The sequence below is a fragment of the Flavobacterium sp. genome (assembly GCF_043722275.1).
GTDB lineage: Bacteria > Bacteroidota > Bacteroidia > Flavobacteriales > Flavobacteriaceae > Flavobacterium.
Genome location: NZ_JAYSPC010000124.1, coordinates 1 through 14,920 on the forward strand (window position 1 = coordinate 1; position 14,920 = coordinate 14,920).

At 33.9% G+C, this 14,920-nt stretch carries 15 protein-coding genes; 3 read left to right on the forward strand and 12 right to left on the reverse strand.

Features of this window, described 5'->3' with window-relative positions; all coding sequences use genetic code 11:
- The first annotated feature begins 221 nt into the window (after positions 1-221).
- On the forward strand, positions 222-1,037 hold the full coding sequence (locus tag ACHZDT_RS15360; protein WP_394775501.1) for a helix-turn-helix domain-containing protein: 816 nt from the start codon (positions 222-224) through the stop codon (positions 1,035-1,037).
- A gap of 25 nt (positions 1,038-1,062) precedes the next feature.
- Here ACHZDT_RS15360 and ACHZDT_RS15365 read toward each other — a convergent pair whose 3' ends face one another.
- The 3 genes from ACHZDT_RS15365 to ACHZDT_RS15375 all read right to left on the reverse strand — a co-directional run bounded on the left by ACHZDT_RS15365 (position 1,063) and on the right by ACHZDT_RS15375 (position 4,465).
- Entirely contained in the window at positions 1,063-2,763 is a 1,701-nt protein-coding gene (locus ACHZDT_RS15365; RefSeq protein ID WP_394775502.1) for a T9SS type A sorting domain-containing protein, read from the reverse strand.
- A 420-nt stretch (positions 2,764-3,183) separates the two neighbouring features.
- The gene (locus ACHZDT_RS15370) at positions 3,184-3,801 is read right to left on the reverse strand and encodes a Crp/Fnr family transcriptional regulator (protein WP_394775503.1); all 618 of its coding nucleotides are present in this window, start codon (positions 3,799-3,801) and stop codon (positions 3,184-3,186) included.
- 106 nt (positions 3,802-3,907) lie between these two features.
- The gene (locus ACHZDT_RS15375) at positions 3,908-4,465 is read right to left on the reverse strand and encodes an NADPH-dependent FMN reductase (protein WP_394775504.1); all 558 of its coding nucleotides are present in this window, start codon (positions 4,463-4,465) and stop codon (positions 3,908-3,910) included.
- 258 nt (positions 4,466-4,723) lie between these two features.
- On the opposite strand from ACHZDT_RS15375, the gene ACHZDT_RS15380 reads away from it, so the two are divergent.
- Positions 4,724-5,389 (forward strand): YceI family protein, encoded by a 666-nt coding sequence (locus ACHZDT_RS15380; RefSeq protein ID WP_394775505.1) that lies wholly within the window; start codon positions 4,724-4,726, stop codon positions 5,387-5,389.
- An 82-nt stretch (positions 5,390-5,471) separates the two neighbouring features.
- Here ACHZDT_RS15380 and ACHZDT_RS15385 read toward each other — a convergent pair whose 3' ends face one another.
- From ACHZDT_RS15385 to ACHZDT_RS15420, 8 genes are all read right to left on the reverse strand, one after another.
- On the reverse strand, positions 5,472-6,632 hold the full coding sequence (locus ACHZDT_RS15385; protein WP_394775506.1) for a MalY/PatB family protein: 1,161 nt from the start codon (positions 6,630-6,632) through the stop codon (positions 5,472-5,474).
- A gap of 23 nt (positions 6,633-6,655) precedes the next feature.
- Positions 6,656-8,224, reverse strand: coding sequence for an ABC transporter permease/substrate-binding protein (locus ACHZDT_RS15390; RefSeq protein ID WP_394775507.1), 1,569 nt, complete (start codon positions 8,222-8,224; stop codon positions 6,656-6,658).
- Positions 8,221-9,144 carry an ABC transporter ATP-binding protein gene (locus tag ACHZDT_RS15395; RefSeq protein WP_394775508.1) on the reverse strand — a complete coding sequence of 308 codons (924 nt, stop codon included), beginning with the start codon at positions 9,142-9,144 and terminating at the stop codon, positions 8,221-8,223. The genes ACHZDT_RS15390 and ACHZDT_RS15395 overlap by 4 nt, the downstream gene beginning before the upstream one ends.
- Positions 9,145-9,161: 17 nt before the next feature.
- Positions 9,162-10,343 carry an ergothioneine biosynthesis protein EgtB gene (egtB, locus tag ACHZDT_RS15400; protein WP_394775509.1) on the reverse strand — a complete coding sequence of 394 codons (1,182 nt, stop codon included), beginning with the start codon at positions 10,341-10,343 and terminating at the stop codon, positions 9,162-9,164.
- Between the two features lie 15 nt (positions 10,344-10,358).
- Complete coding sequence (gene egtD / locus ACHZDT_RS15405) at positions 10,359-11,354, reverse strand: L-histidine N(alpha)-methyltransferase (protein ID WP_394775510.1); 996 nt, start codon at positions 11,352-11,354, stop codon at positions 10,359-10,361.
- Positions 11,355-11,487: 133 nt separating this feature from the next.
- A complete protein-coding gene (locus ACHZDT_RS15410; protein WP_394775511.1) occupies positions 11,488-12,456 on the reverse strand; it encodes a zinc-binding alcohol dehydrogenase family protein in 969 nt (322 codons plus the stop codon).
- Positions 12,457-12,467: 11 nt separating this feature from the next.
- Entirely contained in the window at positions 12,468-12,887 is a 420-nt protein-coding gene (locus tag ACHZDT_RS15415) for a hypothetical protein (RefSeq protein WP_394775512.1), read from the reverse strand.
- A 22-nt stretch (positions 12,888-12,909) separates the two neighbouring features.
- Entirely contained in the window at positions 12,910-13,131 is a 222-nt protein-coding gene (locus ACHZDT_RS15420; RefSeq protein ID WP_394775513.1) for a tautomerase family protein, read from the reverse strand.
- 646 nt (positions 13,132-13,777) lie between these two features.
- On the opposite strand from ACHZDT_RS15420, the gene ACHZDT_RS15425 reads away from it, so the two are divergent.
- Complete coding sequence (locus tag ACHZDT_RS15425; protein WP_394775514.1) at positions 13,778-14,182, forward strand: XRE family transcriptional regulator; 405 nt, start codon at positions 13,778-13,780, stop codon at positions 14,180-14,182.
- A gap of 187 nt (positions 14,183-14,369) precedes the next feature.
- Here ACHZDT_RS15425 and ACHZDT_RS15430 read toward each other — a convergent pair whose 3' ends face one another.
- A complete protein-coding gene (locus tag ACHZDT_RS15430) occupies positions 14,370-14,750 on the reverse strand; it encodes a hypothetical protein (protein WP_394775515.1) in 381 nt (126 codons plus the stop codon).
- Positions 14,751-14,920 lie beyond the last annotated feature (170 nt).

The following is a 14,920-nucleotide window of genomic DNA, read 5'->3' on the forward strand; positions in this document are numbered from 1 at the left end:
CAATTAAGTTAAAAATACAAACTGTATAAATTAGAACGCGGATAAAACAGATTTGCTTTGCAAAAACGCAGATTTTCGCAGATTTTCATATAGAATTTAAAAAGATCCGTGTAAATCCGTGTCTTCGTGATAACGAATCCGTCAAATCCGCGTCGAAATATAAGTTTTTTTTAATTACACCCAACGGGTTAATATTTGTATTTTTAAACCACACAAACAATATGGATTATCAGGTAAATTACATCAACCCGGAAATTAAACTATCCAATTACACAGGCAAGTTATTTAAAACCGAAGCTGCGTTTAATGACCATTTGCTTGTGTGGTTAATTTCGGGCGAAACCAAAATTATTCAGGCAGATGAGAGTTTTGTATTTGGTCCAGGAAGTACTTTTTTAATTCCAAGAAATCAATTGGCAACAATCATCAATATTCCAAAAGATGGATTGCCACACAAAGCTGTTGCTATGCATCTTTCGGCTAAAAGACTTCGGGAATTTTATGAGCATGAAAATGCACAACCAAAAATAATTACATCAAAAATTTTTAGTTTCCAGAAGCATCCTTTACTGGAAAGCTGTTTAGCATCGTTGATTCCGTATTTTGAAATACAGGAAAATTTTCCGGAAAATATCGCTTCCTTAAAAATTACCGAAGCAATTTCGATTCTTAGAACTATTGATCCAGCCATCGACTCTATATTAGCCAATTTTGAAGAACCCTACAAGATTGATTTGACTACTTTTATGGAGAAGAACTTCATGTTTAATATGCCATTAGAAAAGTTTGGGTATTTAACTGGCCGAAGTCTGACTACTTTTAAACGGGATTTTAATAAAGCTTTCAATAGTACGCCTCAACGCTGGCTAACCAAAAAAAGATTAGAATTAGCACATTATCAACTTACCGAAAAAAGCAAAAAACCTGTTGACATATATTATGAAACAGGCTTTGAGAATTTATCGCATTTTTCCTTTGCGTTTAAAAAACAATTTGGCTACTCACCTACTGAATTGCAAAGAATAAAAACAAACTGATAAAGGGTTTTATATTGTAAAAAAATTATTTTTTTATGATTTTGGATACATAACTTTTATTTTCAATTTCAAACTTTATAAAATACATTCCTGAAGTCAATTCTGAAATATTGATTTTGTTTCTCTCAAATCCTTCCATAACTTTTTGTCCGCTAATATTAAATATTTCATATTTATCAACTTTTACTTCAGAATCAATATTGATGAAATTTGTAGCTGGATTTGGGTAAACATTGAATGTAGCAATTTCTATTTTATCTCCTAGTCCCAGATTAGTAATTGTAAACTCATCAGCTCCACAATCAATTCTTCCGCCTTCAATTCTGGATTCATTATAATAATCTGTTTCAGTATTGGCAGCAACATAAGTTGGGTTTCCGGCATTTTTACCCGGAGAATTTGTCAGAATATGAAAATCAGGATTTGTAATTGCTGCATTGGTTAATTGCGGATTTGCAAATATCGAATTGGCGTTTGTAGCAGTTCCCGTCAAAAAAGCGTTGTATCCTGAATATGATTGTCCGTTCCAGTCTGTTGTTAAACTAGCCGAACCTGCCTGACAAAAAAATGTATTATAATTAAAATTTAATCCCGGTTGCGTTAATTCGGCAAAAGCCAGAATATTTTGAGTGCGCGTATAAAATATATTGTTTTCAATAACACTATTTTCACTATAAGAAAGATATAATTCTCCGTTTCCTGAATTGCTATAATCATTTTGTAGACAGGTATTATTTCTAAAAGAAGAATTAATAACTTTACCGGAACCAGACGGATAATCAAATCCTCCCATGGCAACTGCACAAATCTGATTGTCGTAAAAAACATTATTCCTGATAATAATTCCATCTGTAGTTTCTCCCTTTTTTTCACAACCAACCTCTATTCCGTAACCATTATGATATGAAGTATTGTTTTCGACAATTATGTTTTTTCCTCCGTCAATATAAATTCCTCCGGATGTTGAATAAGCAGCGATACAATTGTGGGTAATATTGCTTTTAATAAGTCCGTTTCGCGCCTGATCGTTTGCAGGAGTTGGGCAAGTGCCTTCGTGACCAATTAAATCGATACCAATATTAGTTAAATTATAAACATTATTGTTCGTGACTTCAAAACCGTTTACGTTTCCATTTACCGCAATTCCTTCACTATAACCTAATCTGCAATTATACAATTCATTATTTTGTATTTTTAAGTTTGTGATTGCTGTTGTTCCGTTTGTACCAAAAACAATAATTCCCTGCGCATTTACAGCTGCATTTACAGCTGCATTTGCATTAGAAGAAAAATGAATATCGTGTATTTTGCAATTTTTAATAGTAATATTTGCTCCGCTTCCTTCAACTAAAATTCCCTGCGCATCATTTTGAATATTATTTTGAAGCTCAATCCCATCAATAGTAACATTGCTTTTATTGTTGATTGCAACAATAGCATTTTGAGTTTTTATTCCTCCTGCATCAATAACAGGAAGTGTGGCAGAATAATTTTTCAGGGTAATATTATTGTTCGGAATTAGAATTTTTTCTAAGTAAGTTCCAGGAAAAACATTTAAAATACCATTTGCAGGTAACTGATTTAGTCCGTATTGTATTGTTTTCCAAGGAGAAGCAAGTGTTCCTGAATTGGTATTACTACCCGTTACGGCAACGTAATAATTGGTTTGTGAAAAACAAAAATTCGACAAAACACTAAAAATTAAGATTGTAATTTTTCTGATCATTTTATATTTATTTATTTTAAAAACGCCATTAGGTTTGACGTTTTGTTAGATTTGGTTAGCCAAATGTATCAATTAAAGAATGAAATTCTAGTTGTTATTTTTTTTAATAATAACCCGTTGGGTGCAATTAAGTTAAAAATACAAACTGGATAAATTAGAACGCGGATAAAACAGATTTGCTTTGCAAAACGCAGATTTTCGCAGATTTTTATATAGAATTAAAAAAAAGATCTGTGTAAATCCGTGTCTTCGTGATAACGAATCCGCCAAATCCGCGTCGAAATATATGTTTTTTAATTACACTCAAAAGGTTAATAACATTCAAAATGTTCAAAATAGTAGCGGTATTATCTATTGCCCGACAAAAGTTTCAGCTTCAAAAAAAAGACCACTCAATTATTGTTTTGAATATTTTAAAACTTATTGATCCGATACTATTTTTTTTCTAATCTTACTCAAAAACTCGGGAGTAATCCCTAAATAGGAAGCGATTTGCGTATTGGGAATTCGGTTTACCAATGTAGGGAAATCTTTTGTAAAACTAATATATCGTTCCTCTGCCGTAGAACTGATATTTTGCAGGATTCGGTTTTGGAAATTGATATACTTACGTTCTGTGATAATCCTGAAATTACGGTCGAATTTATGATAATTTACAAATAAGTACAATAAATCATCGTGCTGAATCTGCAAAACGACCGATGGTTCCATCGCTTCTATGTGCATTCGGCTTGGCTTCTCCTCATAAAAACTATGAAGATCGCTTATCCATTCATTTTCAGCAGCAAATTGTAAATTGTGTTCTTTTCCGGCAGGATCGACGGCAAACATTTTAAAGCAGCCCGAAACTATAAACGAATAATGACGGCAAATATCACCTTCCTGCAAAAGATATCCTTTGCGCCTGATATTTCTTTGTGAAAACAACCGAATAACTTCGTCACATTCCTTATTATCAAGGGCAAAATAGCCGCTAAAAAAACGAATCAATTGTTCTGCCGGAGAATCTTTATCGGCGAATGCTGCATTAATATCCATAGAATTGTTTAAGTAGTAAAAGTAAGAAATGTGAGCCGTATTAAAAAGTTTTAATACAGCTCACATTTCTTAAGATACTTTGTTTTAAAGCTATCTGCTTCAAAGATTATTTTTGGTTTTGGTTGAACCAAATTATAAAGGCATCAACCGCTTTTTTAATAAAATCTTTTGTGGCGCCTTCTTTTGCAGTTCCGCTTTCATCAAAAAGCTCATTAATTTTAGACAGATAAACTTCCGGCTGCTGCATCACGGGAATATTTAAAAATACAAGGCTTTGTCTTAAATGATGATTGGCACCAAAACCGCCCACAACTCCTGGCGAATTACTAAAAATCGCTCCCGGTTTACCATCCCAAACACTTTTACCATAAGGGCGCGAACCTACATCAAGCGCATTTTTAAGCACTGCCGGAACAGATCTGTTGTATTCCGGAGTAATAAAAATAAATCCGTCAAGCTGTTTTACCTCATCTCTAAAAGTTGTGTAAGCTTGCGGAACTTCATTATTATCATCAAAATCCTGATTGTATATAGGCAGGTCGTCTAACCTTATTGTTTTAAACTCAAATCCTTCGGGCGCCATAGCCAATAAAGCTTTGCCTATTTTTTTTGAAAATGATTCTTTACGAAGGCTTCCTGCGAAAATTCCAATTATTTTACTCATAACTATTCTGTTTTATATTACTGATTCTTTACTTTTAAAAGCATCGTTTGCATCTGTAATTTACGAAAAAATGCAGTATAATAGCTACTTATTTATAAAGTATTAACTTTTGTTGTACCACAAATAAAGAACGTGCTCCATTTGATTTTCCTGAAATTATCACTAAATTTCCGATTATTATAACCCTGTCTTTTTTAATCAATGAACTTTGTATTAAATAAGATTTAGTCATTAACAAAACTTTTTAAACGTAAACAAATGAAAAAAATCACTGTATTATCCTTAGTTGCTGTCACTTTATTTATAACAGCATGTAAAAAATCTTCCGAAACAACAACAAGCGAAGAAAAACAGGTTGCCGAAAAAACGGGAGAAGTATTAGCCGTAAACCTTGAGAAATCTAACGTAGACTGGAAAGCATTTCATAAAGGTGGTTTTGCGCCTCGTTGGGGAACTCTTGCTATTAAATCAGGTGAAATTTCAGTTGAAAATAATGAAGTTACAGCAGGTGATTTTGTAATAGATATGACATCCATCAAAGTAGATCCGGCATCTGTGACTGAAAAAGATAAAAAATATTCAGAATTAGAAGCGCACTTAAAAAGCGCTGACTTTTTTGACGTTGAAAAAAATCCAACAGCAGATTTTAAAATTACAAGCGTAACTAACTTAGCTGCAAAAGATACTTTAGAAGGTGCAAATAAAACGGTAAGCGGTAATCTTACTCTTAAAGGTAAAGCCGTAAATGTTACTTTCCCTGCAAAAGTAACTGTAGCTAACGGAACTGCAACTTTACAAGCTAAATTTACTGTTAATCGTACAGATTGGGATATCAAATTTGGAGCTTCGGAAGCTGATCCTGCAGAATGGATGATTAGTAAAGATATCGAGATTGGTATCAATGTAACGGCATCAAAAAAATAAGAAAAACGGTTCATTGTATGCTAAAAAAAGGCAGTCTAAAAATATTAGGCTGCCTTTTTTTTGCTGCTTTATTTTAAAAAGATTATCGCGACAATCCTTTTAAAAGTCTTTCAAGTCCGGTTTGTAATTGAGCTTTTGGAGTTGCAATATTGATTCTCAAAAATCCCTCGCCTGATGATCCATACATTGTACCGGAATTAATCCAAAGCTTTTGCTCTTCAAGAAGTTCATGCGATAATTCATCGGCAGTTTTACCAAATGCTTTACAATCAAGCCAAACTAAATAAGTTGCCTCTAAACGTGTAACCTTAATTTGCGGCAGATTTAAGTTTATAAATTCTTTTAGAAAAAGATAATTTTCATGAAGATATTCTATTAAAGCATCAAGCCATTCTTCCGATTCTTCATAGGCTGCGATAAGTGCTGTGATGCCAAATAAATTCAATAATTCAATTCCCATTAGTTTAAATGAAGATTGAATTGCTTTTCTAAATTGTTCATTTTGGGTAAAAAAATAGCCAACTTGTAATCCTGCTAAATTAAAGCTTTTTGTAGGCGAACTTAATGTAACAGAATTAAGGCTATATTTTTCTCCCAATGAAGCAAAAGGAATATGATTGTGTCCTTTAAAAATCAAATCGGCATGAATTTCATCTGAAATAATTATGACATTATTTTCTAAACAAATAGCACCAACGGCTTGTAATTCTTCTTTTTTCCAAACTCTTCCAACAGGATTATGCGGATTACAAATAATCAAAATTTTCACTTTTGGATCAGCTGTTTTTTGCGCCAAATCCTCAAAATCAATTGTATATTCACCATTATTGTAAAGTAGATTATTCTCAATCGCAACACGTCCGTTATTTTCAATACTGCTGTAGAAATGATTATAAACAGGCGATTGTATCATAACATGATCTCCTGTTTTTGATAACGATTGTATCGCGGCTGATAATGCAGGAATTACGCCTGAAACCGGTATTAACCATTCTTTTTCAAGATTGAAATTATATCTTTTTTTCCACCAACTTATTATCGCTTCATAAAAAGTTTCTGGAATTGCTGTATAGCCAAAAATCCCATGATCCACCTTTTTTTGCAGCGTCTTTAAAATGGCTGGTGCCGATTTAAAATCCATATCTGCAATCCACATTGGCAGCACTTCGCCAAACGGAACCTCATCCCATTTAATCGAACCAGTTTCATTACGTGATATTATCTCATCAAAATTATATTTCATGATACAAAGTTTTGGTTTAAAACTTATTTTTTAGCGCAATAATTACTCAATTGCGTAATCGTACTAATGTTCAATTGTTTCGCCTGATTTCTGCGCATCATCAACGCATATGCATTATTGAATCCTATTGGTTTAAGCCATTGCAATTGATATTGTTTCTGAAATTGTTCCTGAACAATTTCAAACGTTTTTTTAGGGTCTTTGGAAACTTCCTTAATTTTTTGTTCCGATGGTTTTAGCAAAACCAACAATCCTGTTCCGGTATATTCGGGATAAAAATCGATAGCATCGTTCATTAAAGCATCAAAACATATTTTTGTTCCGCCAAGTCCGGTTTTGGTTTCCACTCTATAATTTGTATAACCTTCAATGAGCATTTTGTACATTTCTGCCAAAATATATTGCTCACCAAAAATTTTGGAACCAATTCTGATTGTTTCGCCATTTCCCTGATTTGCTTTTTTATATAAATTATTGCGGACTAAAAAATCTTTAGCTACTTTTTCAGGAGTTTGTTTTAAAAGTTCGGTTTTATAATTCAAATCCGTCATAATACTGTCATTGATTTTTCCTGCAAGAAGATTTAAAGTTTCTTCAAGTCCGGGAAATTTCTTCAGCGTTTGCGTTTTAATTATCGGCGCAGCATAATAAGGTGGAAATATGGTTTTATCATCTTCTAAAACGACTAAATCAAAGGCTTTAATTCTTCCATCTGTAGAATATCCGCTTATCAAATCCAGCTTTTTCTCATACGCAGCTTCGTACATAATAGCATCTGAAACCACAAGCGGATTCAATTTTAATCCATACACGGATCGAAGTCCTAAATCTCCATCCTGACGTCCCATAAATTCAGGCGTAAATCCGGCGATTATCTTGCGTTCAGCCTTAGCCGAAAATATAAAATAAAGACCTGAAATAACTACAATGCCACAAATAATATAAAGTACTTTTTTAAGTGTTTTTAAGTTTGATTTTTGAAGATAACCAATAATCAAATCCAATAAAACAGCCAATAATGCCGCCGGAATTGCTCCAGCCAAAATCATATTGGTATTATTGAGCGAGATTCCTCCAAAAATAAATTCGCCCAATCCGCCCGCCGCTACAAATGAGGCAAGCGTTGCAACGCCAACATTGATTACGGCAGCGGTTCGAATACCGGCAATAATTACGGGCATTGCAAGCGGAAATTCAACTTTGAACAAACGTTGGGATTTATTCATTCCTAAAGCCGTTGCAGCTTCTATAACTATGGGATCAACTCCTGTAATTCCCGTATATGTGTTTCTAATAATGGGAAGCAACGCATAAATTAGCAATGCAATGATCGCGGGCGTTGCGCCAATACCAAAAAGCGGAATCATGAATCCCAAAAGGGCAATACTGGGAACGGTTTGTAATATTCCCGCAGTTCCTAAAACCGGAGCGGCTAATTTTCGTCTACGCGAAATTAAAACGCCTAACGGAATCCCAACTATAATTGCCAATAACAAGGATAGAAAAGTAAGCCCTAAATGTTGTGCTATTTGCAAAAGAAGCTTTTCATGCTGGGATACTATAAATTGCCAAAGAGTTTGCTCCTGTGTCATACTGTTTGAAGTTTTCTATATTGATTAAAAGCCAGTAAAAGTTCTTCGTAATCTTCATTATAAACATTCTCAGTACTAAAAATTTGCAATATATCCCAAATTGTAGCAGTTGCAGTAAGTTGTTCTTCTGCTTTAGCGGATAATGGTTTATCAAGAAAAGATGCTACTGATTTTACCGAAGCAATTTTATATTCCAACATTAATCGATTACTCGCAAAAAAATCTTTTACAAAACTATTTACGGGATGATATAATATTTCTGCCGGAGAACCTATCTGAATAATTTTCCCTTTATCCATTAAGCAAATTCGATGTCCGAGTTCAAAGGCTTCGACTACATCGTGCGTAACTAAAATGGTCGTTTTGTTTTTGAGTTCATCAAGATTTTTAAACTCATTATGAATCGCCGACTTTGTAATGGTGTCTAAAGCGCCAAAAGGTTCATCCATTAAAAGAACCGGAGTATCGGCAATAAGTGCTCGTGCGATGCCAATGCGCTGTAATTGTCCTCCGCTAAGTTCGTGCGGATATAACTTTAAAATATCTTGCGTAAGATGCAATTTTTCTAAAAGTTCTAATGTTCTTTTTTCTGTTTTTTGCTTATCCCATTTTAGTAAATTGGGTACAATGGCAATATTTTGCGCAACGGTATAATGCGGAAAAAGTCCGGCATGCTGCATTACAAAACCAATCGTTTTGCGAAGTTCCTCGGGTTTTTGATCCTTGATATTTTTGCCGTCAATAAAGATATTCCCGCTATCAGGTTCAATAAGCCGATTGATCATTTTTAGCGTGGTCGTTTTGCCACAGCCACTTGTGCCTAATACTACCAGAATTTCTTTATCATTGGCGTCAAGCGAAATAGTATCTACCGCTTTTTTTGAACCAAAACTTTTTGAAACTCCTTCTATACTAATCATATAATAGCTGATATTAATTATTTTGCCAAACGAATGCCCATAAATTGCCATTGATGACGCGGATGAAAAAAGTTGCGATAAGTAGCACGGCTATGACCTTGCGGAGTTGCTACCGAAGCACCACGCAAAACCATTTGATTTACCATAAACTTACCATTATATTCTCCTATTGCTCCGGGCGCTTTGTGATAACCCGGATAGGGTAAATAAGCACTTTCTGTCCATTCCCAGCGTTGCCCCCAGTTTAAATTTGGCGAAGCGATTTCCCATTCTGACTCTGTTGGCAAACGCATTCCTTTCCAGGCTGCAAATGCCGAAGCCTCGTAAAAATTAACGTGGCAAACAGGTTCGTTTAAATCTATTTCTTTTAAACCTGCAAAAGTATAATTCATCCATTTTTGATCGATAAAATGCCAATATAAAGGTGATTTTGCAGCGTTTTCTTTTACCCATTCCCAACCTTCAGAATGCCAATATTTAAAATTAGTATATCCTCCATCAGCAATAAATTCAAGATATTGCACATTGGTTACGGGATATTTTGCAATTTCAAAATCTTCTAAATATACTTTATGACGCCCCAATTCATTATCAAAACAAAAATCTTCGCCCTGATAACCAATTTCATAAATGCCGGATGCTACTTTTATAAATTCATTATTCTGAATACTTTTTTGGTCGAAAACAGCATCTGAACTATAAACTGGAAAAAGCGGATTATGTCCTAATATATATTTAATGTCGCTGTACAACAATTCCTGATGCTGTTGCTCGTGATTAAGTCCGAGTTCCAGCAATTCTGATACATCAGCCGAAAGTGAATTGTTTTGCAGAAAAGCTTCCATGTGCTGGTCTACATAAGCGCGATAACGATACACATCCGTAACCGAAGGCCGGCTTAAATTACCACGATCCGTACGAACCACGCGCGCGCCTAAACTTTCGTAGTAACTATTGAAAACAAAATCATATTGGTCATTAAAAACCTGATAACCTTTGTAATTCGGTTTAAGGATAAAGGTTTCAAAAAACCATGTTGTATGTCCCAAATGCCATTTTGGCGGACTCACATCTACAATGGGCTGAACGACATAATCCTCAATTTCTAAAGGCTTGCAGATATGCTCAGAATGCGATCTGACGGTATTGTATTTTTTTATAAAATACTCTTGGCTTACTCCTGCTTCTTTTACTTGCATACTATTATCTTTAAATTATGCTACCAACCAGGCTACATCTGTAAACCAGGATTTAGAATCCATAATATGATTTATTGTTTCAAAACCAGAGCTATTTGCCAGTTCTTCACTTTCTTCTAAAGAATATTTTTGCGAAAGTTCCATGTAAATCAATTCATCTTTTTCAAAATTAAAAGACTGATCGTCAATAGTAACAACCTGATTATCTAAACTGATTAAATAACTTCTGCAAGCTCCGCTTAATGGGTCGTAAGTTTGGTAATGTTCAAACTTTTCAATCACAAAATCGGCATTCAATTCTTTGTTAATGCGCGTTAGCAAATTAAGATTAAATGCTGCCGTAATTCCTGCTTTGTCATTATAAGCATCGAGTATAATTTGTGGATTTTTTTTCAGGTCAAATCCCATCAGGACAATGTCGCCGGACGAAAGATAACTGTTAAGACCGCGACAAAACGAAAGTGCTTCCTCCTTCTCCATATTCCCAATATTGCTTCCCAGAAACAGCACTACTTTTCGTCTTGAAGATAATTCGGTTGCTTTTTCCAGCATCTTAAAATATTCACCTTCCAGACAAGTAATGTTAAGTTCAGGAAGATCTGCTTTTAGTTTACTATTTAAAACCGATAATATATTGGCAGAAATATCAATTGGCATATAATTAAAATCAGCTTTTTGATCTAACAGATGTTTCAGCAAAAAAGCAGATTTGGTTCCGTCACCTGCGCCAAGTTCGATGAGGTCAAAAGCTTCATCAGTTTCCAAAATAATATTGGCAAGTTCTGAAGTTTTATTTTGAAAGATATCCATTTCACAATTCGTCAGATAATATTCCGGCATTGCCATTATTTGTTGAAAAAGAGTATCTCCTATTTTATCGTAAAAATATTTAGAATGCAGTTTTTTTGGTGTACTGCTAAGGCCTTTAAGCACGTCAAAACGAAACTGCTCAATTGCATTATCCTGTGTTGCAACTTCTTTGGTTAAAGTTTTTTCAGTTTTTAGTATCATATTATTGTATTAAATTAAGCACTCAGTTTACTGACCTTCTAATAAAGGTAGTTATTTATACGATAAAATTTGTGAAAAAATTACTTCATTTTATTTCGAAAAAACCTGAGCTTTGAGCGCATTTAAATCATCATTACGGAAGTACAACAATTTTACCACCTCCGGAACTGCTTTCCATAAAATGATGTGCAGCAACGATTTCGTCCAGATTAAAGATACGTTTTATGGCTGGTTTTATAAATCCTTTTTCGATATCCTTAACAAATTCCTGAAAGTATTTTGCCTCAATTCTAATTTGTCCGCTGTTGTAAACCGTCAGATTAACAGTTGCAGGAATATAATCCATCGGTGCAAAATCAGAAATTGACCATTGTTCGGCGAGCATTCCGGTCATGCAGACACTTCCTCCGCTTATCACCGTTTTTAGTGAATCTTTTAATGTAGTTGTACCAATAAGTTCCAGTACTTTATCAATTTTAAATTGATTTTGATTTTTGATCGTTTCCGATAAGTTTCCGTTATCGATAAGAACTGCATCGGCTCCATTATCGATAAGTAAATCCCTTTTATCTTCACTTCTGGTTGTTGAAATCACAAAAAGTCCTGCTTCTTTAGCGAGTTGCAACGCCAGTAAACCTACTGATGATGTTCCACCGCGAATTAGCAACGTTTCTCCCGCTTTTATTTTAAGAGCGCGATGAAGCGATCCGTACGCCGTTTGAAACATTTCAGGCAAAGCGCCCAGGATTTCCCACGAAAGTGTACTTTCAAATGGCATCATAATATCCTTTGGCAAAACGGTATATTGAGCGTAACTTCCATCAAAATCACGTCCCATTCCACCCATAAAAGCGGCTACTTTTTGTCCTTTTGCCAATATTTCCGAAGGATCATTTTCGACTTCACCAACACATTCAATTCCTAAAACCCGCGGAAACTGCACGTCAGGCGATAATCCTTTCCTTGTCATAAGTTCAGAACGATTAAGTCCAAAAGCTTTTATTTTAATAAGTACCTGATCTTTTAAGGGAGTTGGCATTGCAACTTCTTCAACAGAAAAGTTTTCTGCTCCTCCTGCTATTCTTAATACAGCTGCTTTCATTTTGTACTATTTTAGATTAATTCCAATTCCCTTACATTATTAAAAATGTAACGGTAAATTTTCCAGTTTTCGTCTTCATTTTTAAGAACAAAAAAATCGATACTTCTTTTCTGCACAGGTTTTAAATCCGCAATCCGATTTTCGGTCGTAGTCGCAAAAGCTTCTACAAAAGCAAATTGATTTTCTATAGTAATATCTTTTATCGTGTAATTGATTTTAAAATCAGACCGTTTCAAATACCCATTGTCCGTTTTTCTTAATTGATTACCGTCAATAATCTTTTTCATTCCATCAGGAATAAAAATTGCATCACGATCAAAAAAATCCGGAATCATCTTTGTTTCGCCGTTACTTAATACCTGAGCAAAATTGTTCAGGAATGTAGTAATTGCTTCTTTTTCTTTAGTGTAATTCATAGCTGTATTTTTCATTACTTCAGCATTATTTTAGGGATTAATACCCAGGTTTTTTATAAAGCTTTTCCATATTTGGCTTTATTTCCTTGTCATAAACTTCTTCCATCCAAATATCTTCGGCAACTTCAGCAATGGCTATAGAAACCGCTGCTTCGGGTTTACCCGTATGTTTCATAATGATTGCAGTAATTTCTTGTGCGATTTTTTCTTTTTGTTCCTCAGAAGTTCCGGGATACATTTTTACATTTACGTGTTGCATACTATTTTTATTTAAAGTTTAAATTTTTACTGCTGATTTTCGAGCAACAAATTTATTTTACAAAATTGCAACATATCTGTACTTGAAGCTTATAAACAGGTTTAAGAAATACTCTTAATCTGGTTTAATGGTATTTCTTAAACCAGATTAAGATAAGCAGCAATCACAATATCTAAATTTACAAAATATTTGATTTGCATTACAAAGAGTTGAATATGCCGTTAGGTACTAAATGTCTGTAAATAAATAAATTAGAAATACGTTGGCGTGCCGTAGGTACGCAACAAAATGACAACTATTGTGTACTACGGCACGCTAGATTTATTCCGATTCCTATTAACTACCAATATTTAATGCCTAACGGCACAAATTGCAGGCTTTCAAATCTTGATTGGCATAAATAATAGGTTTGTAGATAAATGTTTAGTGCCTTTTATTATAAATAAAATGTTTGATGATGTAAATCTTTGGCTGAGAAACAATATTGCCAATTAATAACGACATACCTTAAATAGATTCCTGCCACAAATCTTCCGCAAAAGCTGTTTTGAAGGATATTTTACGGGATATTTTTTTATCATTGAAATTCAGGATTTTTAATACAAATGGCTTTATCTTTGAGCATTTAGAAAAATTGATATTCATTATGGAACAGAAAATACATCAGGGAAGAAACGTAAAACGCTTCAGAGAAATGCTTGGAATCAAACAAGAAGGATTGGCTTTTGATCTGGGAAATGACTGGAACCAAAAGAAAATTTCTATGCTGGAGCAAAAAGATGTAATTGAAGGTAATTTGCTTAAACAAATCTCAGATGCAATGAGGATTCCAGTTGAGGCTTTTCAGAATTTTGATGAAGAACAAGCGGTAAATGTTATTGCTCACTCCTTTGACAATGGTGCAATTGGTTATCAAAAGAATGATACTTGTACATTTAATCCAATTGATAAAATTGTACAATTATACGATGAAAAAATTGCTTTGTACGAACGTCTGTTGAAAGAGAAAGATGAAATGATGGCGAGGCTTGAAAAACTGATTGGGAAATAATTATTTATAGAAGATATATTATTTTAAAAGAGGCTGTCTCACAACTAGGGAAATAACCTCTTTTTCTATTTTTTATTCGGACTCCTATAGGAGCGTGGGTCCCAAATATTCAATTCTCAAGGACTTGTTTTAGTATTGAGACTTCATCTTTGTTTTGGAAATACTCTACTTAAATTAGGCTTGATTATTATTTTCGCTCAGAGTATTTGCATTTTTTAAATTCACTTTCTTCATCCTCCCAAACTATATATTTCCTAATCTTATCAATATATTTTAAAGACTCAATTTTCTTATTTAAAGGATTCTTTTTTATAAAATGTGATGCCAGCCAAAATATTTTTAGCTTATTCTTTTTAAGAACTTTTGTTAATAGCTCTTTATCCAATAAAACTATATTCTGAGTATCTCCATAACTCAATGCTTTATTATTTATTTTATGCTCGAAGCCTATTTCATTATTTTCAATACTAAAGTATGATTTACCATCTAACTCAGAGATTTCAAGTAGTTTTCTGATCTTTTTTGATGGTATAATAATTTCTTCCTCTCCATCAACATTATTTTTCATTACTCTAGTTAAGCAATTAAAAACATATTTATTCTCCTCAAATTCAAACGAATTATTGTTTTCTTCAATCCAGTGCAAATTCTGGTAAAAGTGAGCACCCCATTCCGGTAAAAGAGAGCAATTGATTCCGGTTCAAAGTGAGCACCCTATTCTTGTGAAAGAGATCAATT